General features: G+C 55.6%; 19 protein-coding genes and 2 tRNA genes. 1 reads left to right on the forward strand and 20 read right to left on the reverse strand.

Annotated features, from left to right (window positions below; translation table 11 throughout):
- Nucleotides 1-5 precede the first annotated feature (5 nt).
- Entirely contained in the window at nucleotides 6-320 is a 315-nt protein-coding gene (gene trxA, locus IEX77_RS05450; RefSeq protein ID WP_188808050.1) for a thioredoxin, read from the forward strand.
- Between the two features lie 82 nt (nucleotides 321-402).
- On the opposite strand, the gene IEX77_RS05455 is transcribed toward trxA, so the two are convergent.
- The 20 genes from IEX77_RS05455 to IEX77_RS05550 form a co-directional block, all read right to left on the reverse strand.
- The gene (locus IEX77_RS05455; protein ID WP_188808051.1) at nucleotides 403-1,446 is read right to left on the reverse strand and encodes a GNAT family N-acetyltransferase; all 1,044 of its coding nucleotides are present in this window, start codon (nucleotides 1,444-1,446) and stop codon (nucleotides 403-405) included.
- Nucleotides 1,424-2,350, reverse strand: coding sequence for a DUF2156 domain-containing protein (locus IEX77_RS05460; protein WP_229770804.1), 927 nt, complete (start codon nucleotides 2,348-2,350; stop codon nucleotides 1,424-1,426). The genes IEX77_RS05455 and IEX77_RS05460 overlap by 23 nt, the downstream gene beginning before the upstream one ends.
- A 271-nt stretch (nucleotides 2,351-2,621) precedes the next feature.
- Complete coding sequence (locus tag IEX77_RS05465) at nucleotides 2,622-3,113, reverse strand: threonine/serine exporter family protein (RefSeq protein WP_188808053.1); 492 nt, start codon at nucleotides 3,111-3,113, stop codon at nucleotides 2,622-2,624.
- 39 nt (nucleotides 3,114-3,152) lie between these two features.
- The gene (locus IEX77_RS05470; RefSeq protein WP_188808054.1) at nucleotides 3,153-3,980 is read right to left on the reverse strand and encodes a threonine/serine exporter family protein; all 828 of its coding nucleotides are present in this window, start codon (nucleotides 3,978-3,980) and stop codon (nucleotides 3,153-3,155) included.
- A 105-nt stretch (nucleotides 3,981-4,085) separates the two neighbouring features.
- Nucleotides 4,086-4,157: transfer RNA gene (locus IEX77_RS05475), tRNA-Met, on the reverse strand.
- A 247-nt stretch (nucleotides 4,158-4,404) separates the two neighbouring features.
- Complete coding sequence (locus IEX77_RS08490; protein WP_188808055.1) at nucleotides 4,405-5,586, reverse strand: SEL1-like repeat protein; 1,182 nt, start codon at nucleotides 5,584-5,586, stop codon at nucleotides 4,405-4,407.
- Nucleotides 5,587-5,993: 407 nt separating this feature from the next.
- The gene (gene bamJ / locus IEX77_RS05485; RefSeq protein ID WP_229770805.1) at nucleotides 5,994-6,890 is read right to left on the reverse strand and encodes a BamJ family beta-barrel-assembly machinery protein; all 897 of its coding nucleotides are present in this window, start codon (nucleotides 6,888-6,890) and stop codon (nucleotides 5,994-5,996) included.
- Nucleotides 6,891-6,926: 36 nt separating this feature from the next.
- Nucleotides 6,927-7,733, reverse strand: coding sequence for an FKBP-type peptidyl-prolyl cis-trans isomerase (locus IEX77_RS05490; protein WP_188808056.1), 807 nt, complete (start codon nucleotides 7,731-7,733; stop codon nucleotides 6,927-6,929).
- A gap of 3 nt (nucleotides 7,734-7,736) precedes the next feature.
- Nucleotides 7,737-8,327 (reverse strand): BamJ family beta-barrel-assembly machinery protein, encoded by a 591-nt coding sequence (gene bamJ / locus IEX77_RS05495; protein ID WP_188808057.1) that lies wholly within the window; start codon nucleotides 8,325-8,327, stop codon nucleotides 7,737-7,739.
- A 453-nt stretch (nucleotides 8,328-8,780) separates the two neighbouring features.
- Nucleotides 8,781-9,047: a SemiSWEET family transporter gene (locus tag IEX77_RS05500; protein ID WP_188808058.1), complete on the reverse strand. Its 267-nt coding sequence runs from the start codon at nucleotides 9,045-9,047 to the stop codon at nucleotides 8,781-8,783.
- Nucleotides 9,048-9,264: 217 nt separating this feature from the next.
- Nucleotides 9,265-9,717 carry a copper resistance protein NlpE gene (locus IEX77_RS05505; protein WP_188808059.1) on the reverse strand — a complete coding sequence of 151 codons (453 nt, stop codon included), beginning with the start codon at nucleotides 9,715-9,717 and terminating at the stop codon, nucleotides 9,265-9,267.
- A gap of 118 nt (nucleotides 9,718-9,835) precedes the next feature.
- On the reverse strand, nucleotides 9,836-11,779 hold the full coding sequence (locus IEX77_RS05510) for an NAD(+) synthase (RefSeq protein WP_188808060.1): 1,944 nt from the start codon (nucleotides 11,777-11,779) through the stop codon (nucleotides 9,836-9,838).
- A gap of 99 nt (nucleotides 11,780-11,878) precedes the next feature.
- Nucleotides 11,879-12,565 carry a MarC family protein gene (locus IEX77_RS05515; RefSeq protein WP_188808061.1) on the reverse strand — a complete coding sequence of 229 codons (687 nt, stop codon included), beginning with the start codon at nucleotides 12,563-12,565 and terminating at the stop codon, nucleotides 11,879-11,881.
- A gap of 88 nt (nucleotides 12,566-12,653) precedes the next feature.
- Nucleotides 12,654-12,726, reverse strand: a tRNA-Gly gene (locus tag IEX77_RS05520).
- A gap of 304 nt (nucleotides 12,727-13,030) precedes the next feature.
- Nucleotides 13,031-13,888 (reverse strand): GLPGLI family protein, encoded by an 858-nt coding sequence (locus IEX77_RS05525; RefSeq protein WP_188808062.1) that lies wholly within the window; start codon nucleotides 13,886-13,888, stop codon nucleotides 13,031-13,033.
- An 846-nt stretch (nucleotides 13,889-14,734) separates the two neighbouring features.
- Nucleotides 14,735-16,000 (reverse strand): DUF4929/DUF8472 family protein, encoded by a 1,266-nt coding sequence (locus IEX77_RS05530; protein WP_188808063.1) that lies wholly within the window; start codon nucleotides 15,998-16,000, stop codon nucleotides 14,735-14,737.
- 29 nt (nucleotides 16,001-16,029) lie between these two features.
- The gene (locus IEX77_RS05535) at nucleotides 16,030-17,469 is read right to left on the reverse strand and encodes a RagB/SusD family nutrient uptake outer membrane protein (RefSeq protein ID WP_188808064.1); all 1,440 of its coding nucleotides are present in this window, start codon (nucleotides 17,467-17,469) and stop codon (nucleotides 16,030-16,032) included.
- Nucleotides 17,469-20,597, reverse strand: coding sequence for a SusC/RagA family TonB-linked outer membrane protein (locus IEX77_RS05540; protein WP_188808065.1), 3,129 nt, complete (start codon nucleotides 20,595-20,597; stop codon nucleotides 17,469-17,471). Before IEX77_RS05540 ends, IEX77_RS05535 begins: the two co-directional genes overlap by 1 nt.
- An 18-nt stretch (nucleotides 20,598-20,615) precedes the next feature.
- On the reverse strand, nucleotides 20,616-20,981 hold the full coding sequence (locus tag IEX77_RS05545) for a DUF2149 domain-containing protein (RefSeq protein WP_044115356.1): 366 nt from the start codon (nucleotides 20,979-20,981) through the stop codon (nucleotides 20,616-20,618).
- A gap of 2 nt (nucleotides 20,982-20,983) precedes the next feature.
- Complete coding sequence (locus IEX77_RS05550) at nucleotides 20,984-21,583, reverse strand: MotA/TolQ/ExbB proton channel family protein (RefSeq protein ID WP_188808066.1); 600 nt, start codon at nucleotides 21,581-21,583, stop codon at nucleotides 20,984-20,986.
- Nucleotides 21,584-21,587 lie beyond the last annotated feature (4 nt).

Raw genomic sequence — 21,587 nt, forward strand, 5'->3', positions numbered from 1 at the left:
CAATTATGGCATTAGAAATCAACAGCCAGAACTTCGACACGCTCATCGCCGGCGACCAGCCCGTAGTCCTCGACTTCAGTGCTACTTGGTGCGGCCCCTGCCAGATGGTGGCTCCCATCATCGAAGAGCTCGCAAAGGAATACGAAGGTAAGGTCGTCATCGGTAAGTGCGACGTCGACCAGGATCCCGAGCTTCCCAACCGCTTCGGTGTACGCAACATCCCTACGATCATCTTCGTCAAGGGCGGTGAAGTCGTAGAGAAGAAGGTCGGCGCTCAGAGCAAGGACGCTCTGAAGAAGTCTATCGAAGGGCTGCTCTAAGCTCCATATCCGATAGCCGGAAATAGCATAAGGGCTGTATCACCTGCTGGGTGGTACAGCCCTTATCTCTTTTATAGCCGAATTATACCGCCTCGAAGAAGAGGCGTAGCGAGTAGCTCAGCTCCTCGCCAAGGGACTTCCCAAGCTGAGCAAATAGCTCTGCCGTCGTGCGGCACTTAGGATAGGCATCCGAAGTAGGGTAAGCCGTGCGACGCACTACCCCACCCTCGACTGTATATAGCCCATCGAGCGCAGGGAACAGCTCGTCACTATAAGCCCAAGCACCTCTAAGGTCGGGATGAAGCGTAGCGAGATGCTGTAGGAAGCGTAGAGGATCGAGGAGGCGAATCATTCCCCGTCGCTCCTCCCCTACCCCTCGTCCTCCCTCGGGACGAAGATAATAGCTCACCTTCTTCGCCGAATCGGATAGCTCTTGAAGCAAGACTTCTCGCACTGCTGAGCTTCCGTAGATAGCTTGTACAACGACTTCGTCCTCCCGCTCTACGTAGAAGAGCGCGCCATTGATCTTGCCCTCTGCCGTGCGATGCTCACGAAGCACATAGCCCTCAGTTGTCGGGTAGTCTTCGGTCACTACACGCCAAAGTGCAGGAGTATGCAGGAGCTGTGACGCCTTGCTTGCACACTCCACGGTAGTGAGGTATTGGACGAGCGTCGCCCCTTCACATTCGGGGTCAGACTCAGAGAGCACGGCGTCAAGGGAGGTTGTCGTCACGGCGACAGGAATGGGAGCATAGCCCACAGCCTTCGTATAGTAATCGAAGAGCCAATCTTCGGCAGGCAAGAGAAGTGAAGCGACATCGCCACGCTCTTGCGATAGGCTGAGGGCAGTCTTCAGCTCTTCCTTCATCAAGCCACGTCCAGCGTAGTCGGGATGCGTACATACTGCCACGACATAGCTCACGGGCAAGCGTTCGCCACCCGAAGAAAGTTCCACGGGGAGATACTGCAGGTGCGTCGTCGCTACTCCTTCGGTATAGCCGATGAGCGTGCTATCGTCGCGGTAGACCTCACTAAAGTACGATGAGAGGAAGGCATCCGTATCCCCGAAGCAGAGCTGCCAAAGGCGATAGGCATCCCGTGCCTTAGGGCTCAGTGGGGCATTCATGGCGCAGGACTGCAGCGATCTTCTGCAGGATGATATCAGGCTTGTAGGAGAGCTTGGCCTTGCGGAGCCCCTCGATACCTAAGTCCTCCTCGCGATTCACATAGGTGTAGCGCTCGGGGATGGTCTCGGCGAAGAGCTTATTGATCACAGTGAAGGCGCCATCATAGTCACGGTTGGCCTTCTCGATGTGCACACCGAAGGTCGTCTCATTGATGGGCGAACCGATAGTGAAGGCGACGATCTGCCCGCCGACACGCAGGATGCCACCCGAGAGCTGCAGTTCGTCGAAGGAAGAGAGGAGACGCAGGATGACCTCCTGCTCCTTGTCCTCGCCTTGGTCTTCGCTGCCGTGCTGCTGTAGCCAGGCTTTCTCGACCTCAAGGCACTCCAGCGCGTTGGCTCCTGTGATGGGTTCGTAGCTGAAATCAGGGTAGAGCTTCTCGAACTTATTGACGTGATTGCGCTTCGACTGCAGCGCCTTCCCCGAGAGACTGACCAGACGCTCTCGGAGATAAATGTAGTCCGCCGCTCCTTCGTCTTCGAGGAAGGTGAAGGCGCCAGGGCAAAGCTCCTCGAGATGCTCCCGACAATGCGGCGTGATCCCCATCATGACGAGCGGATAACCACCTGCATCGGCCTCGTGACGTAGCCGATCCAGCGCATCCGAGCCACAGCCCCCACCCCGACGAATAGGGATAAGGTACGCTGGATGTGGACGTGCGGACGAGGTGAAGCGAATGAAGAGCGTATCGTCAGCTATGGCGTAGCTCGTCTCATACTTCACAGCCCAGCCAAAGAGGTTAGCGAACGCCAGATCGCAGATACGGGACTGGTTGGTGAGCGTATAAGCCGTTATCTCCTCTCTCGAGGCCGCTGTGATGGGGGTAAAGTGCAATAAATCCATATACATCGAATAGCTTGGGACCACCGATTAGCATGCCCTCGGGCGCGCTTCCAGACGATGATCCCAATTGTTATATTACTTTCAGCCGAATGTTATATTACTTTCACTCAAAAGTAATATTACTTTTCGGCAAAAGTTATATTACTTTTCCTCGGAAGTTATATAACTTCTGACCCGAGGTTATATTACTTTCGGCAGAAGGGTATATACCTTTCTCTCTGTACTTATATAGGTGAGCGAAGAAGGCCTTCGGAGAAGCCGTGCCTTCTCACTACTTCGCCTCGCCTCGCGTCATGCGGAAGGAGGCCTGGTAGCACATGAATAGCGGGATGGCGACGCCCACTCCGAGGGCAAACATCGTCAGCAGTGCCGTGATCGTATTCGAGATGATGCCCGGAAGATACTGCTCCTGCGCCACCTCCTGCGTCGACTCCATGAAGCGAATCGTGCCCAAGATAGAGCGGTAGGCGAACTGACCTGGGATCATAGGCAGAAGAGCGGGGAAGGCAAAGACTTCGATCGGGTAGCGGGCATGATAGGCAAAGCCCACAGCGATGAAGCCAGCGAAGACCGCTGCGAAGAATGTGGCGATGGCGATATTCATGCCCGCATACGTCATCAGCGTGAAGCGCAGGGCATTCCCACAGAAAGCGATGATCGGAACATATCGGAAGGCCGCCTTAGAAGGATTACCAACGGCGGCGAAGCCCAAGGCAGCGATAGCGGCAAAGAAGCCTTTCTCTAAGATAAGGAGGAAGTCCATAGTAGCGTAGTCCTATACGATTGCGATGGTGATAAGAGGTTAGAGAAGCGAGAGACCAAGGGACATCAGCGTGACAGAGAGGCCTACGGTGATGCTCACGACGATCATCACCGCTGTCAGAAGACGCGAGATGCCGTTGAGGATATAGCCATCGAGGATATCCATCATACCATTGATGAAGGGGACGCCAGGGATAAGGTAAAGCACACTGGCGCTTAGGGCAATCTTAGGAAACTCTTCGTAGCCGAACTTCGCACCGAGACCGACGACGAAGGAAGCGACGAAGGCCGAGAGGACTACCGTCAGATAGTGATAGACGTGACGGCGATTCAGCTCCTGACGCAGGAGGAAGCCGCAGAACGTACCAAGGAAGACGAAGAGCCCCGACATCAGATCGCCACCGAAGAGCAGGCAGAAGGCCATGTTCGCCTGGCTGATCAGATAGAGCACAAGCCAGCGATTCATCGGAGGTGTATTGAGGATCTTCTCGAAGCGCTCTTCGAGTTCGTCGAGACTTGGGTGATTATCGTAGGTGTACCAAGACAGACGGCTCAGCTCTGCATTGAAGAAGAAGTTCAGGGGGCCATGTCTATGCTGCAGCATCCCAGATACAGGATGCGCATCCAGCGGACGATAGGAGTGACGACCATCGCCTAAGACAGGGCTAAGTGTCATCGTCATATTGCGCTGGAAGGTCATGATCGTCGGCTCGTAGCCATAGGCATGGGCGATACGCGTCGTATTGACTACGATACGATTGGTCTGCACGCCGACGCTTGTCTGCGTCGTGGCATAGCGCAATAAGAAGTCCAAGAGACGCTCCTTGTCAATATCCTCACGCAGAGGACAAGGTTTCGATTGGGCCATAATTACCGTGAGAGGTGAAGAAAATAGTAAGTGTAGTATGAATAAGAAGAGCCTCCACTGGAATTCAGGGGAGGCTCTGGTATCAGCTTTGACTGATCATCTTTGTTGCGGAGGCAGGATTCGAACCTACGACCTTTGGGTTATGAGCCCAACGAGCTACCACTGCTCCACTCCGCGCTATCTTTTTGCACTGCAAAGGTACTACATTTTTCTTAATAACCAAAACAACGTAAAAATCCCGTTGCACGACAGCATCCTTTCATCCAGTTTTTATCTCCATCTTCCCCACGCTCCCCCTGCTTCAGAAACTACTTTGCAGTAGTGAAATAAGGATGACCAGTGAGCAATCCTAATGGCAAATCAATATCAACCTGCGAAGGGATACGATCACATCTCGGAGGGAGTAAAAAGAACCGCTATCTCATCATTCTCCGATCTCACTCAGGAACGTCTTTGCCTCCTCACTTCCTTGGGCACTTGCCTTCCTCAGCCAAACGAGAGCTTCCTTGTGATCAGGCTTCACGCCAAGTCCTTTATACATAAAGTACCCTAAGTTGAATTGTGCATCAACATCACCTTGCTCAGCAGCCAGACGATACCAGTGGACGGCTTCTACATAGTCCTGGGGGACACCCCGACCCGAGCCATAGCACGTGCCTAAATTATTCTGAGCAGCAGCCTCCCCCTGATCGGCAGCCAAACGATACCAGCGGACAGCTTCGGCATAGTCCTGAGGGACACCCTTACCCGAGTCATAGCAAACACCTAAATTATACTGAGCGAAGGGATGTCCCTGATCGGCAGCGAGACGATATCTGCGGACGGCCTCTACATAGTCCTGAGGGACACCCTTACCAGAGGCATAGCAAGTGCCTAAATTATTCTGAGCTTCAGCACTCTCTTGATCGGCGGCCAGACGATACCAGCGGACGGCTTCTTTATAGTCCAATGGGACACCCACCCCGGCTTCATAGCAAGTACCTAAATTATTCTGAGCATCAACATTTCCCTGATCGGCGGCCAGACGATACCAGCGGACGGCCTCTGCATAGTCCTGAGGAACACCCCGACCCAACTCATAGCAAAGGCCTAAATTATACTGCCCAGAAGACAGCCCCTGATCAGCAGCAAGACGATACCAGCGAGCTGCTGCTACATAGTCCTGAGGAACACCGACCCCTCCATCATAGCAACTGCCCAAATTATTCTGTGCCGCAGCATATCCTTGATTGGCAGCCAGACGATACCAGCGGACGGCTTCTGCATAGTCCTGAGGGACACCACCACCTTCTTCATAGCAAACGCCTAAAGCATTCTGCGCTATAGCACTTCCTTGATCTGCAGCCCGACGAAACCATCGGACAGCCTCTACATAATCCTGAGGGACACCCGTTCCTTGAGAGTAGCAAACGCCCAAATTATGCTGTGCGGAGGCATTTCCTTGATCAGCAGCCCGACGATACCAACGGACAGCTTCTGCTTGGTCTAAAGCAACGCCCTTACCCTCATCATAACAAAGAGCTAAATTAAACTGCGCTTCAGCATCCCCCCGATTTGCTCTATAATGGTACCAGTAGAACTCAAGCTCATTGGAGAATATAAACATCAGAAGGATGAGAGCTACCCCAAGAATGAGCGCCACCGGTTTCCACCACTTCAGCTTATTTGCAGTTGGGAAAGAAGGCTGTTCTGTAGAAGTATCGAGATTAGACATAGTGCGAATTATGTGTGAGATAAGGGGACGTGAATGATGGAGCGTGACACGCTCCTTTTGTGAGACAAGATTGGTAGCACATCTCAACGACCTCTACAAAGATACACACTTTAGTATACCAGCATTTTTGGCGTAGATGCTACCCCAATAGAGTCGCTCTACTCACTCTCTACTCCTATCCCTACAGCGTAACAGGAGCCTTATGGATGGCATAAAAAAAGCCATGTGGCTGCACACCTCGAGCGAGGAGTGCAGCCACATGGGGAGATAAGTGATTAGCGCGGGGACGCGCCGATAGCTTAGAGAGAGTCGGGCTGTGCAGCGCTAGCAGCAGAGATCTTCAGCAGCTCGATTTCGAAGACCAGCGTGCTGAAAGGAGGGATCTTTTCGCCAGCGAAGCGAGCACCATAAGCCAGCTCCTGAGGGATGACGACCTTGACCTTCTCACCGACCTTCATCAGCTGAAGCATTTCCGTCCAGCCCTTGATGACCTGGTCAACACGGAACTCAGCAGGCGTACCCTTTGATTCGTCGAAGACCGTTCCATCGATGAGCTTACCGACATAGTTCACCTGGACCATATCCGTAGCCTTAGGCGTAGCACCGTTACCTTCCTTGAGGACCTGGTAAGCCAGACCAGAAGCAGTCGTCTTCACGCCAGCTTCCTTCTTGTAGTTAGCGATGAATTCAGCACCCTTCTTCTTGTTCTCACCGTACTGCTCTTCCATCTGCTTTTCCATTTCAGCTTCGTACTTAGCGCGCTCTACTTCCTGCTTCTTTTCGTAGTAGGACTGAGCGATAGCGCCGAGGCTGTCAGCCTGCTTAGCACGAGCAGCAGAGTCAAGGCCGAGCGCCTTCTTGAAGCCAGCCATGAAGGCAGCCTTCTTCAGCGTAGAGTCGTCCTTGAAGCGCATAGCAGCCTGGACGCCCTGCATCTGACCGACGTAGTACCACAGCTTAGTCGTGTCGCTGTTGAAGCCTTCTTCGAAGCCCTTGAAGAAGAGTGCAGAGTCTACGTTTTCACCCTGAGCCTTTGCGCCCTGGATAGCGTTGACGAGCTCGGTAGCATTACCGAAACCGACAGCGAAAGATACGCTATCAGCACCATCCTTAAGGTCAGCAGAGCCACTCTTAGAGCAAGAGAAGATACCGAGAGCCATGGCCGAAGCAGCCAGGAGCATTGAGATCTTTTTCATTTTTCTTTTGATAGATATTGGATTGATATTCTGTTGTTACTTCTTACGCTTGACTGCCTTGCGGGGCTTAGCAGCCTTGGGGGTAGTAGAGGAGGAAGCCTCTGAGACGTGCTCTTCGCTCGAGGGAGCAGCCTTGAAGGGACGCACGTCGATCAGCTCGACCTCGAAGAAGAGGGGCGAGCCAGCTGGGATGACACCGCTGACACCACGATCGCCATAGGCGAGGGAGGCAGGGATGAGGAACTCATACTTCGAGCCCTTCGTCATCAGACAGATACCTTCCGTCCAGCCAGCGATGACCTGAGAGAGGGGGAAGACGGCAGGCTCACCACGCTTGTAGGAGCTGTCGAACTCCTTCCCCGAGGGGAGCGTCCCCTTGTAGTGGACGACGACCGTATCCTGTGCCATGGGGCGCGTGCCCTGTGCGGCACGGAGCACGCGGTACTGCAAGCCGCTCTCAGTGACCTTCACACCCTCCTTAGCCTTGTTGGCTGCGAGGACGGAGTCAGCCGAAGCTGCCGTGCGACGCGTCTCAGCCTGCTGCAGATCCGCAGCATACTCGTCGAAGATCGCCTTAGCTGCAGATGCCGAGACCTTCGTCGAGCGCCCGAGGAGGACATCACCGAAGGCAGCAAGGATCTGCTGACGGCTCAGCGTGTCGCCAGGCATACGGGAGAGGACTTCGGAGAAGGCCTGCCCATTGAGGACGCCGAAGGCATAGGCGACACTATCCTGACGAGTAGTGAGAGCAGCACTCTTCTGCTTGCTCAGCTTGGGCGAGCAGGAGGCGAGTGCGACGAGAAGGCCTGCCGACAGGGCGAGGTGCTTGGTAAGCTGCTTCATCCCTTACTTACCGACGATAGCGATGAGCTCGATGATGAAGATGAGCGTGCTACCGGGCTGGATCATCTCACCAGCACCGCGGTCGCCGTAAGCAAGATCCGAGGGGATCGTAACCTTCCACTTCGAGCCTACGGGCATGAGCTGGAGGATCTCCGTCCACCCCTTGATGACGCCCTGTAGGGGGAACTTAGCCGTCTGGCCACGGTCCATCGAGCTATCAAAGACCTGACCATTGATCAGCGTGCCGTGGTAGTGGCACTCGACCGTATCGGTGAGCTCGGGCTTGGGGCCGTCACCCATCTTGATGACCTCATACTGCAGGCCGCTGGGCAGGGTGACGACACCCGTCTTGTGGCCGTTGATCTTGAGGAATTCTTCGCCTGCTTCCTTGTTCTGCTCGACGGCCTTACGACGTACTTCCTGGAAGTAGTCGTTGATGACGACCTTAGCTTCGTCGTAGGTCATCTGAGGCTCAGCGCCTTCGAGTACGTCACGTACACCAGCAAGGAAGTCATCCAGATTGATCTCATCGAAGCCAGAGGCGCGGAAGTTCTGGCCGATGCTCAGCCCGAGGGCATAGCTTACTTTATTCATTGTACTTATATATTGTCTGTGATGTGGGGAGTGCATCTCGTAGCGAGATACAAATGCATATCAGAGGACAAAGTTAGTCATTTTTACCTCGTTGCAAAGCCCGCACGGAGCAGGAGGAAATAGTGGTATAAGCAAAGACCTACGGCGACCTCTGGCACTTGGTCATACGGCACGCTCCCGAGCGACTACATGAGGAGGGCAAATCAACCTATATAGGTCACTGCTCGGACCAATATAGGTCTCTCTATGTAACCTATACTGCTTCGCATCGGGACCTATATATATTGGTCACCCCATCGACCTATATAGGTCGTCGCACCTCCCTATACTCCCCCACTCTACTCCGTCCTATACAGAAGCACTTCGGCCCCGCCACATACTACGCCATAGGGCGGTAGATATGTGGCGGGGCCGAAAGCTATATCGGGGAAGTCTTTACCAGAAGGAGTCGGACTACATCAGCGCCGTGATGGCAGCTGCCAGACCGAAGACAATACCGGGAGCGTTAGCGATCACGATAGGCCAGTCGCGCTTAGGCTGCTGGAGCAGGCCGTAGAAGACCCAGAGGGTACAGTTGATCGCTGCGACGAGAGGCTGGATCCAGTCCCCCTTTTGACCATTGAGGTTGCCCTGGATCGTGCTGATATAAGAGACATACATGAGGATAGCAGTCACCGAAGCGACGGTACCCAAGATGGTGAGGAACTTAGTCTTTGCCATATACTTCTTAGGATTAATGAATACAATCTTATCGGGCGCAAAGGTATAAAAACCATACAAACTCGTCCCCCCCACCCGCTCTACCAAGCCGCTTCTTCAGCAAGATCACCGACCACGACAGGGCACAAAAGAGCAGGGGCTACGCCTGCACAGCTTGCGCTGTAGGCATAGCCCCTGAGGGTTATTCCCGCACAAGAGGCGGGTATCGGTTGGTGACTTACTTCTTTGCGAGGTCGTACTGGGCAGCGAGCTCACCTTCGGGGAGCTGCTTAGTCGTCTGGTCGAGCAGCGTGATCTTGCCTTCACCTACCTTGTAGTAGGTCTCGAGGTTGGACGAAGGCGTGATGAGCGTCAGCAGACCATCAGCACCGAGCTTGTAGGTCCCGTTCTCATCGATGGGCTCAGCGCCTGCCTTAGAGAACTCTTCGTGCTTGCTGTACGTGCCGTCTGCGTTGAGGACGATGGTCGTCTTCACCGAGCCGTCAGCACCTGGGATCGTACCTTCGTAGGTACCCAGTGCAGCTTCGTTAGCTACGTTAGCGGTAGAGTCTACTACTGCAGCAGCTACAGAGTCCTGATTCAGGCTATCGCTCTGCGAAGCCTCCGTGTTACCTTGGCAAGAGGCCAGTGCCAGTGCCAGTACTGCGAATGAAACAAATACTTTCTTCATAATCGTACTATGTGTGTTGTTTAGTCAAGCTCCCCGCCAGCACCATGCTGACATATCAGGAACTCGAACTGGCTACAAACGTACAAAAAAATACTATTCAATGTACAATGCCCTCTGACTACTCTTCGGACAAAGCATCAACCTCAGCGAGCCAAGCATTCGAAGACACGTCACTGGGCATACGCCAGTAGCCACGTGGCGAGAGGCTCACAGCCGTCACCTTAGGCCCATCAGGCAGGCAGTTGCGCTTGTACTGCTGGGCGAAGAAGCGGCGATAGAACTCGCGTAGCCAGCGCTTAATGGACTTCGCATCGTACTTATCCTTGAAGGCCACCTTCGCCATATAGAAGATCTTCTGAGGTGGATAGCCGTAGCCGAGGAAGTTGTAGAGGAAGAAGTCATGTAGCTCATAGGGGCCGACGACATCCTCGGTCTTCTGATCAATATCACCCTTAGCATTGGTAGGCTTCAGCTCGGGAGAGATAGGCGTATCGACGACGGAGCGCAGGACCTTCGAGAGCTCAGCACCAAACTTCCCGATCTCAGCCATACGCGAGACGATGATCTGGATAGCTGTCTTGGGGATACCCGCATTCACCGAGTACATCGACATGTGGTCGCCGTTGAAGGTACACCAGCCGAGAGCCAGCTCGGAGAGGTCACCCGTACCGATGACGGGAGCGTTATACTTATTCGCCAGGTCCATAAGGATCTGCGTGCGCTCACGAGCCTGCGTATTCTCGAAGACGACGTCCTGCACCTCGGGATCGTGCCCGATAGCAGCGAAGTGCTGCATACAAGCCTCCGTGATATCGATGGTGCGTGACGTGACGCCAAGCCCCTGCATCAGTTCGATGGCATTGTTCTTCGTGTGGTCGCTCGTACCCAGCCCAGGCATCGTCACAGCGATGATGCCCTCACGTGGGAGACCCAGTGCATCGAAGGCTGCCACGGTGACCAGAAGTGCTAGCGTCGAGTCAAGGCCACCCGAGATACCGAGGACGGCATGACGCGCCCCGATGAAGCGCAGGCGCTGTGAGAGACCACAGACCTGAATGTCGAACATCTCTTCGGCGCGCTCGTCACGCTTGCGGCTCTCGGGGAGGAAGGGATTCTGCTCGATCTGACGGTCTACATCGTGCGACTCCTCGTGGGTGCGCAGACGGAAGGGGATCTCCATCAGGAGGCCACGCTCGGTGTGGTCGACGATCGAGTCATTGAAGCTATTGGTCATCATACGGTCGTTGTCGATGCGCATCACATCGATATCGCTGATGATCAGGCGCTCTTCGTAGGTGAAGCGCGGAGTCTCGATGAGGAGCTTACCGACCTCGGCGATGAAGCCCTTACCCGTGAAGACGGTATCCGTAGAGCTCTCACCATAGCCAGCGGAGGCATAGACATAGCCGCAGAGGTTCTGCGAGGAGAGCCCGCTGATGAGGCTACGCAGGTAGGTATTCTTCCCAGCCAGCTCGTTGCTCGCCGAGAGGTTGAAGATGATCTGTGCCCCGTAGAGAGCCAGGCGTGTCCCTGGGGTGTAGGGCGTCCACATATCTTCGCAGATCTCTATACCGATGGTGAGCTTGCCTGAGCGGAAGAGGACGTTGTGCCCGATAGGCACTTGGAAGCGGCCGATCTGTACGTGAGCCAGCTTGAGGTCACGCGCAGCAGCGAACCAACGTGCTTCCTGAAACTCACGGTAGTTCGGCAGATAAGTCTTGGGGATAGCCCCGAGGATCTGCCCCGACTGAAGGGCGACAGCCGCATTGAAGAGCTGTGACTGGATGCGAATAGGCATACCGACGATGATGAGCACCGAGGTATGTGCCGTACGCTCTGCAAGGCGAAGCAGTGCAGCCTCAGCCTGATCGTTGAGGAAAGGGCGGAGGAAAAGGTCTCCACACGTATAGCCCGTGATGGAGAGCTCTGGGAAGGTGATGATCTCTACGCCCTTGGCGTCAGCCTCCAGTACCAGAGCCTCTATTCGCTCGACATTATACTCACAGTCAGCGACCCGCACGAAGGGGACAGCGGCTGCGACCTTGACAAATCCATGCTTCATATTACATTGCTTTTATAGAGGCGATATGCGTGCAGCCCCTGCCGAGGATACACGCATGCCGTCTATGAGGCCTCCCCACGCACGCAAGGAGGATGGTGATTACGATTGTCCGAGAGCGGCCACCCCATGCTGTACCATGGCGATGACTTCGATCAGATTCTTTGTGATGAACTTCACCGAGATCGCCAGGAGGACCACCCCGAAGAACTTACGTAGGATGTAGACCCCGTTCTTACCGAGGATACGGTCGAGGAGCGAGACATAGCGCAGGACGAGGTAGACGAGGACCATGTTCAGCACGATACTCAGTGCCAGATTGATCATCGCGATACCAGCCGAGCGGAGCGTCAGGAGCGTCGTGAACGAGGCAGCCCCCGCAAAGAGCGGGAAGACCAGCGGCACGAAGGTCGTATTGCCGCTCGAGTCGTCCTCAGACTTGAAGATCTCGATACCGAAGATCATCTCGACGGCCATCACAAAGAGCACGATCCCCCCAGCGACCCCGAAGGTCGAGATATCCGCGCCGAAAGACCCTAAGAGCGGCTCCCCTACGAGCAGGAAGGCGATCAGGATAATCCCCGAATAGATGCCGACCTGTGCGGAGTGATAGGTCTTCCCCTTGGACTTAAGTGAGAGGATAATGGGGATAGCTCCGATGATATCGATGGTGACGAAGAGCGTGAAGAACGCTTTGTAGAGCTCGTCGAGGCTGAAGAGGGTAAACTCATGCCCTATCGCTGAGGCGATCTGACCGAGGTCTACCCCGAGAAGTGGAGTAGTCATCATTACGTGAATGAGCTTAGAGAGTAGTGTATGTAGCAAATAGCGAGGGGATATCCCTCCTCTGGAAAGAAGGATACCCCCTCACATAGTGAGCGGTAGGCGAGGCTCGAACTCGTGACCCTCAGCTTGGGAAGCTGATGCTCTACCAACTGAGCTACTACCGCAGGGTTAAGACCCCTCAAGGGGTTTTCTTGTCCGCAAAGATAGGAAGAACTTTTGATTCTGCAAGAGGATTTCACCTGTGCTTCCGCCTCCAAATCCGAGGCTCAGACTGAGGCTACATCCACCCTCCTTCTGTAAGACTCCCCCAGTAAGAAGCCCTTGTAGCCTTACCTCTGCACCCTACAGCGCGCGACTTCATAATTAGAGTGCGTCATAGGTGAAGCTCAGAGAGTCCGACTACTCGTTATTATCCTTGTCTTCTACCGCTTTGCTCCGTACCCTCAGAGAGAGGCAGAATAGAGATCGCTATTCGCGCTCCAGTGGATTGTATGAGCGAGGCTTCATCCGACGAAGGGTCTCCTTGGAGTAAATCACCCCAGGGATTTGTCGCATATAAGCAGCTGGATCACGGGCATAGGCTGCCTTGCCCTTGAGATAATCCAGTCGGCTCACCCGCTGCTCGCTGGAGCGGGGACTGAGGTAAATCAGTTCGCCCGCCTTAGCATACTCCAGCCCCACGGCTTCGTACACATAGTGACGCTGCGTATCATAGACACAGAGGATCAGTCCCGGAAGACCCGAGAACTTCCAAGGCCCGACACTAAAGGGTAACTCATCGGTATACCAAGCGATGAAGTCACGGCCTCGAAAGTGGGTCTTTGCTCGGCGACAAGGGTAGTCGAGGAGGGTCGTATCTCCAGGAAGCGACTCCCACCTTTGTGTAGGAATAGGCTCCTCGTAGAGGTACTCATCTACGACTATGTTGTTCTGCTCCGTAAGCACACCGCTCCTCATATCCGCAAGGATCATCTGATTGTCCCCCGCCTGCTGAGAGAGTGCGCCCATATAGAGCGGTAAGATCTCCATCCAAGTCCGCCCTTGAGCAGCCGAGGCATCACGCAGTGAATCGATGCGCGCTGCCCCCATCGTCCACTCTTTCGTCGCATGCGACCCCACCTGCAGAAGACGCCAAGCCTCACCCTCCCGCTTCAGGTTGGCCGTGTCGGGGCGGTAGGTACACTTATATAGTAGTCGAAGTTTCGCGGTATCGACGACCATCTTCTTCACGGAGTCGACTCGCTCCGTACCAAGCTTACCCAGCGAGGACACTTCCTGAGCAAAGGCCGTAGGGCAAGAGATAAGGACAAATAAAATGCTTGCCAATAGGATACTGGCTTCAGCACATTTATGACGAAGGGACGTACAGGTGCGTGGGGGTACTGCCAAGTCTCGTGGACGAGGGAGCAAAGAAAAGAGGAGTTTCTTCATACGATGATTTAGATTCTGCGGCTGCATAGTATGTATCTTAATGGAGATTGCGTACTCCACTACAAGTATAGAAAAAAAAACTAACACCCACACCAACAACATAAGGATAACCCTTCAAGCCCCGAGGTTCAGATGGAGGGGTACGTGGGAGTATTGCGAAGCCACGCTGATGGAGGAACTCAACACGTCACACAAACTCAAGAAAACGAACCAGTACTGGTCCGCGATGTGACCAGTACTGGTCACCTATACCAACCAATACGGGTCGAAAACATCTACCCGTAGGAGACTATTGCTCCGCGTAGGGATAAAAGTTGTAGACGAGTGGCTGATGAGTTTGGACTACGCACGTAGCTCTAATATCTACGTACGTGGATATTTGGATTTACGTACCTGGTCTTTAAGACTACGTACATAGATAGAAGAATACCACTACATGAAGGTGCTTTTTTCTTCACGAGAACAGCACTTTTCCCACCGCTGGATAAGAGAAATACTCGCGATAAGGCGAAGGGAAAAGCGTATCTCTTCGGAGAGGCATATCGGGGAGCTGGGTGTGCGATGCCTTAGTACAATAAGTAGGGGTAGGACTCTGCCGCAACAGTCTCCGTAGAGGCTCATTCCCACCGCCTTTGCGGGAGCATCTCCCCTACCCAACAAAAGACCGCCCCCGAGGCCGCTGACTACGGAACAGTCAGACGGCCTCGGGGGCGGGTATTTAGAGTGGCAATGTGTGGGGAGTTACTTGCGCTGCTGCGAAGTCACCTTCACCACCGAATAGTAATCCGAGTTGTAGCCGTGGAAGGGGAACGTGAAGGAAAGCGTACCCTTCTTGAGATCAATCTTCCCTTCGGGCTTCACGTAATGGCCTTCGGTTACGTCGAGTTCAGCCGAACGATCTTCGTCGATACCCGTGTTGGAGAGGACGCTGTACAGCTCCATCAGCCCATCGGCCGACTCGACCGTCTTCTTGAAGGTAGGCTCAGCAGCGATCTTCGCCATCACACGCGTCCATACCGAGGACTCGTAGGTGAAGGGTACGACGATGGGGCTGTCCGACTCGTCTTCACGGAGCGGATAAGTCGCAGGCATACCCGAGAGACGCTTGCCCGTGAAGGCGAGCGTACCCGTGGAAGCATTCACACGGACGTTGTCCAGCACGACATTGAAGGTCTCAGCCGAGGTCTGCGTCCAGTTGATGGCCTTCATCACCTCCAGACCTGATGCCCCTTCGGTATAGAAGTAGTTAAGGTTATTGACCGTGTAGCCGTCCCAGAGCTTCTTATAGATATCGTTCAGACCAAGGGCATTGTATGAGAACTTCAGTACGGGCTGGTCGGCCGTAGCACGGTCACTCAGCTCGACGAGCATCGTGGCACCGCTGATGCGCCAGGTGGCCTGCGAGTGGATGTCCGTACCATAGTCATACTCGGTAAAGCCCGCCCAATCGACAGTACCCTCGACCGTATGATAGCCGAGGATCGTGGATAGGTCGATACCCTTGGCGCGATAGCCGTCGATGAGCGCCTGCTGAGCTGCTGTAGGCGTCCACACGGGTAAGGGCGAGATCGTGATGGTCAGATCGCCCTCGACCATCAGACCCGAGGCAGCGGACGTGACGGAGAGCTTGGCCTGCTGCTGGGTCGTCACTTCTTTAGCCGAAGGCGTGATGACGACCTCTCCCTCGAGGTGACCTGCGGGGATCGTAAGCGTCTTCGAGGAGAGCGTGAGGGATGAGGCAGCTTCGCCCGTGAGATTGAGCTGCAGCGTGACCGCATCCGTGCGACGAGAGGTCAGGCGTACGGTCACCTTAATAGGAGAGGTAGAGGTCGCAGCTATGAGGACCGAGCGAGAGCCGTCAGGCAGGCGCAGCTGGATCTTATTCTCCCCACGATACTTATTGTCGGGGGTATCCTTCGCACACGAGGGAAGGAGCGAGAGGAGGAGCAGGGAGAAGAGCCCGATGGCCCCGATGCTCCGTAAGCGATGATAAAGGGAAGTCTTCATAATGGAGATACGATAGTAAAAGGATGAGATCAATGGGTAAGCTCTAGCCACCCAGGGTTCTGTGCCCCGAGGTTCTTATTTGAGCGCTCGGAGGCGGGCAGTGGCAGGGTGCGCTTGTAGCTCCCTGCTGGCAGTGTGAGGGAGACACGCTCCTCATTGGGGGTATAGTGCTCGATAGGTAGTCTCAGACGCTTGAGGTCGAAGAAGCGTAGGCCTTCGCCGGCGAACTCTCGCGCCTTCTCGGCGATGATAGCATTGATAAGAGCAGTGCCCATCACGGTCGAAGCGACCTCATCTGCACCGACCAGGCGGAGGTAGCTATTGAGGAGGTCGCGTGCAGCCGCCTCATCACCACTGCGAGCTAAGGCCTCGGCACGCAGGAAGATAGGCTCGGTTGTGCGGACGACACAGTTGTAAGAAGGGAGCCCTCCAGCGAAGAGGAGGGCGGCATACTTCCCGATGATCTGCAGCGAGCGGGTCGTGGTAGCATCGACCTGCAGAGTGCTGTCGAGGGCATAGCTGCGATGACGGAGGTCTGTCGAGGCCAAGTAGCTTCGCTGGGGAAGCTGGTAGGTCGCATTAGTAGCCGACTTTGCCTGAGCGTAGATACTATTATAGTAGGTCACGGGCACCGAGCTGGCGAAGAGGGCTATAGTAGATGCACCCTGCGCCCAAGCAAGAGGTGTCGTGGGGACCATCGACGTGGAGAGCATCGCGGGGACGAGTGTGCGAGTCACTTCCTCGGCCTTAGCCCAGTCACCAGCATAGAGATAGAGGCGAGCGAGGAGTGCGCGAGCCGTAGCGGCATTGACGAAGCCTGGGGCAGAGCCGTAGGGCGGGCGCGTCGTCGTGTCGAAAGCCGTGAGGGCTTCCTTCAGCAGGCGCTCAATAGCCTGCACCGTCTCGGCCTTCGTGCTACGTGGGAGTTCCTCACGCTCCACACGATCCTTGAGGATGATCCCGCCCGTATGCTCGGCATCATCATAGGGCGTAGCGAAGAGCTGGAGGAGCTGGAGGTAAGAGAGCGCCTTAAGGGTCTTCGCCTCTCCTGCGAGGTAATCGAGCTGGAGCTGCTCGGCAGAAGAGAGGCGTGAGCGGAGGTCAGGGAGTCGAACGAGCACAGCGTTCGCATCCTTGATCGTCTCGTAGTAGCCCGACCAGAGGTCAGAGGCCAGACTCTGCAGGGCATAGTCGGTATAGGCATAGAGCTGCGCCATCTGCGGGCTTTGGCTGGCACGATGCGTGGGCACCAGCTCGTCGGAGAGGAGACTAAGCTCAAGCTCTACCTTCGGATAGGAGCTATAGGCGGAGGCAAGTGCCTCGTAAGCCGTCTGCACGGAGGAGATCGCCTTCGGGTCGGTCAACTCATTCTCCACGGGGATATCCAGCGAGCAGGCCGAGAGGAATGGCACTACCGCGAGGACGGAGCAGAGCGCCCGTAGCGCAGAGCGTCGGAGAAGCAAGGACATCAGAAGTTGAGATTGAGGTGAAGGGTAAGGACGGGCTGCACGCCGAGGTCATAGGTACCCGATTCAGGGCTACCACCCTTATACGGCGTGAGCGTGAAGAGGTTCGAGCCCTGCAGGGCTATCGTAGCGTACTTCACGACATCGCCCATATGGCGCAGCAGTGATGAAGAGAGGCGGTAGCGCAGGCTCAGCATCGAGAGACGCAGGTAGTCACTGCGCGAGATCATCCGTGTATTGGGATAGTGGGAGAGGTTATTGAAGGTCTGCGTCCCCGCTCGTGGGTTGGGATAGAGGCGATCTTCATCACCGAGGGCAAACCACGTGCGGGACACCTGCCCCGCGATGGCATTCTTATTCACATCGGAGACCCCACGCACGTAGGTCATCGAGTAGGCCTTGAAGCCCCCGAAGACATAGTAGAACTGCGCATCCAGCTCCAGCGCCTTGTACCCGAAGGTCAGGCCGAAGGTACCCGTATAGGGTGGCGTACGGAAGCCGATACCCACGAGGTCATCGCGCACGATCGTCTTACCGAAGCTCTGCTCCGCACCCTGTCGGTCACGGAACATCAGGTCGCCCGAGAGTGGATTGACCCCAAGGGCATCCAGCCCATAGACATAGTCGTAGGAGCGACCCACCTCGTAGTCGGGGTAGACATTGTCGCCCGAATAGATGGCGGTCTTCCCATAGAGGTCGAGCACCTTACTACGATTATAGGCCAAGGCTGCACGGAGCGAGAGGCGCCAGTCTTCACCGCTAAGAAGGCGAGACGAAGCAGAGAGCTCCACCCCCTCATTACGCAGACTACCGACATTATCCAGCATCGAGAGGAAGCCGTTGCTCGCTGGGATATCCGTCATGATGAGGGCATCCTTCGTATCGCGGCGGTAGAGGTTCACATCGAGCGTATGGGCATGAGCCAGCTGCACGGAGAGGCCGAGGTCCACACTCTTGAGTTGCTCGGGCTTCAAGCGGTCATTGTAGAGAGTGGAGAGGCGGATGAGGCGGTACTGATCTGCGTAGAAGGAGCTCTGCTGGTAGGAGAAGATGGGCACAGCTGAGGCCGAGGTAATCCCCCCGAGGCTTGCTGTCAGCCCCCACGAAGCCTTTAGTCCAAGCCCCGTCAGTAGACTTCCACCACGTAGGAAGGGCAGAAGCTCCTCAAGATGCAAGCCTCCACCAAGTGCCCACGCAGTATTCCAGCGCTTGTCTCGGGGCAGGAGGCTTGAGGCATCCGCCTTGTAAGCAGCGAAGAGGTCGAGCTTCTTATCATACGTATAGCCCGTAGCCAGCCCAAAGCCCAGCTGAGCGGATGTGGCGTTAGAGCCGGAGAAGTCGGGGCGTAGGTCTACTGACGTGAGTCCCTTGTTCACCCCCGCCAGATACTCCTGCAGGCCGATACCATGCCCCGTCACCGAGAGCAGACGGCCTTCGCTGTAGTAGTAGTCGGTATTGGCAGAGATACTGAGATCGTGCTTCTCGGCGAAGAGACGCTGATAGGTCGCACGAAGGTTGGCCGAGTAGTTGAAGTCGGTATTCTTCCCCACGGAGATCATCCCTCGCTCGATGGGACGGCGACGCATCACCTCACTATAGGCCGTAGCGGGAGTGATCTGCTCACTCTCATTGAGCACGTAGTCAAGGCCGAGGACAGCATCCAGCTGCATCCCCTCGAAGGGACGGAGGTTAGCACTCAGGCTTGTACCGAAGCGAACCTCCTTCGTCCAGCGACGGAACTGCCCCGTGAGGTCGCTGTATTTGCGCCCAGGGTAGGAGAAGAGCTGCTGTGAGCTCTTCGTCTCATAGGGGTTAAGCTCATAGACCAGCTGCTCAGGGCTGAAGTCGCTGCTATTCGGGCTATTGGTCTTGGCATAGCCACCCGTGAGGCCGAGCGAGACGAAGCCGAGGCGACTCTGCCAGTCGAGGCTATTGGTCAGAGTGAAGCGCTTGGTATCATTGCCCTCCAGCTGCCCACCTTGGCGGGAGAAGTTGCCCGAGACGTAGTAGGTCACATCTTGGCTCCCACCACGCAAGCTGAGGTTGTGGCTCTGATAGGAATTGGGGCGAATGAGGTCGTGCCACCAGTTCGTATGGATCTGACGCAGGGAATCAAGCTGTCTGCTCCCGTAAGCCAGATACTCCTCTCGCGTCCACGTCGGGGCGATACCGAGTGTCGACTGATAGCTCTGGCGGAGGTCGCTGAGCGTCGCTGACGAGATGAAGTCGGGAGAGAAGAGGTAGCCCGGCGCAGTGGTCACCTGCATACGTCGCTCCAGCTCGAGCTTCTCGTCAGTATCCATCATCGTCGTAGTCTGACGGCCACGTAGCGTGACACCCGCCTGCGTACTGAGACTAATCGACATAGGGCCCGAGACGCCACGACGTGAGGAGATCTCCAGCACGCCATTGGCAGCCTTCACCCCATAGAGCGCTGTCGCTACAGCATCCTTGAGTACCTTGATCTCACGGATATCGAGCGGATTGAGCGTCATAAAGGCCTGCGGAGAGATGATCTTCCCGTCGAGCACATAGAGGGGCTCGTTGGCAGCATCGCCCTTGGTGAAGGAGTTGTTGCCACGGATACGTATCTCCGGCTTCATACCGAGCTCGCCACGATTGACGACAGTGAGCCCAGGCACAGCACCCTGAAGCGCCAGCGAGAGGTCGATCATCGGCTTCTGCGCCAGGAGCTTCATATCGACCTGTGCCACGACACCCGAGCGGGCACGTAGGTCAAGGGCATTGATATTGGGGCGAGCACGGACGACGACCTCCTTGATCTCCCCGACAGCATCCTCGAGGACGACACGGAGCGGATGACCCTCGACGAAGGTCACTTGCTGGGTCTTCTTCCCCACAGCAGAGAGGGTGAGAGCTTGGCGTCCGCCCTCGGGCCGTGTGGCAAGGGTCAGCGTGAAGCGGCCGCCTGCGTTGGTCATCGTCTTAGCATTCCCAGCTCGGACGATCACCCCGTAGAGAGGACTACCATCCCGCTCGACGACAGCGCCCGTGATGGTGAAGGCCGTCGTCTGCTGAGTGATCTGTGCAGCAGCAAGAGGAGGAAGAGCGAGCCCAGCACTAAGTGTCAGGCTCGTCAAGAGGGTCAGCAGGAGCTTGGTCTGCGGCATATATGAGGGTAAAGGGAACTACTTTGACTCAGCAGGTAGGGCGTCCTCGGGGACATAATAGACTTGACCATCCTCCATCTCATAGGCGACACCGACACGGCGACCGCGGGAGCTGGACTTATCGGTCTTCTCATCAGAGGGGGTATAGCGCTCGATCTTACCACCCTTCTTCGTGATGATCTCCATATTCTCCTTCCCAGGATTCTTCACCACGGAGAAGTCCTCCTGCGTGAAGACCTCGGTCATATTCATGTTCATCACCATAGCGACCATGAGGGAGACAGCGAAGACCATGGATACGTCGAAGAGGTTGACGACGACGGTCAGTGGGTCGGTATCTTCGCCCTGCATGAGCTTGCTCGGGCGGCGTGGCTTGCGTCCCATAGTTACTTCGTACGGCTATCAAGGAGAAGCGAAGAGATGTAGTCGAGGAGAGCGACATCCTTGGTGTACCAGCGCTGCTTGTACTGCAGGGTCACCAGACCCGCCAAGCTGATCACCAGACCGACGACGGTGGTAGCAAAAACGACCTGCATGTTGTAGGCCATCGCACCGATATCCCCCGAGGAGAGACCGACAAGTGCTGGGCTCATAGCGATGAGCGTCCCGACCAGACCGAGCACGGGGCCGACCTTAGTCAGGAGCTTAGAGAGGGAGAGGTCCTTCTCGCAGACATTCTCGTAGCTGCTGATGACATAGTTTGCATAGTCCTCCGTGAGGCCTTCGCGCGTGAGCAAGTCATCAAGGTGATCAATAAAGGGAGAGCGGTTGGACTTAGGCAGTCGGCCCGACAGCTCGGAGAGGTTCCCAGCATTCAGAGTACGCACATCGCCGAGGAGTGCATTCATGCGGCGGCGCTGCATGAAGCTATTATAGAAGCCCCCGACGAGGATGAGCGAACGGATAAAGAGGATGATGAGGAAGAGGATGTCGGGGATGAGGAGGCTATTCGATATGACGAAGAGTACCTTGGATATCTGATCCATAAGT

This window comes from Porphyromonas pasteri, assembly GCF_014647755.1.
GTDB classification, from domain to species: domain Bacteria; phylum Bacteroidota; class Bacteroidia; order Bacteroidales; family Porphyromonadaceae; genus Porphyromonas; species Porphyromonas pasteri.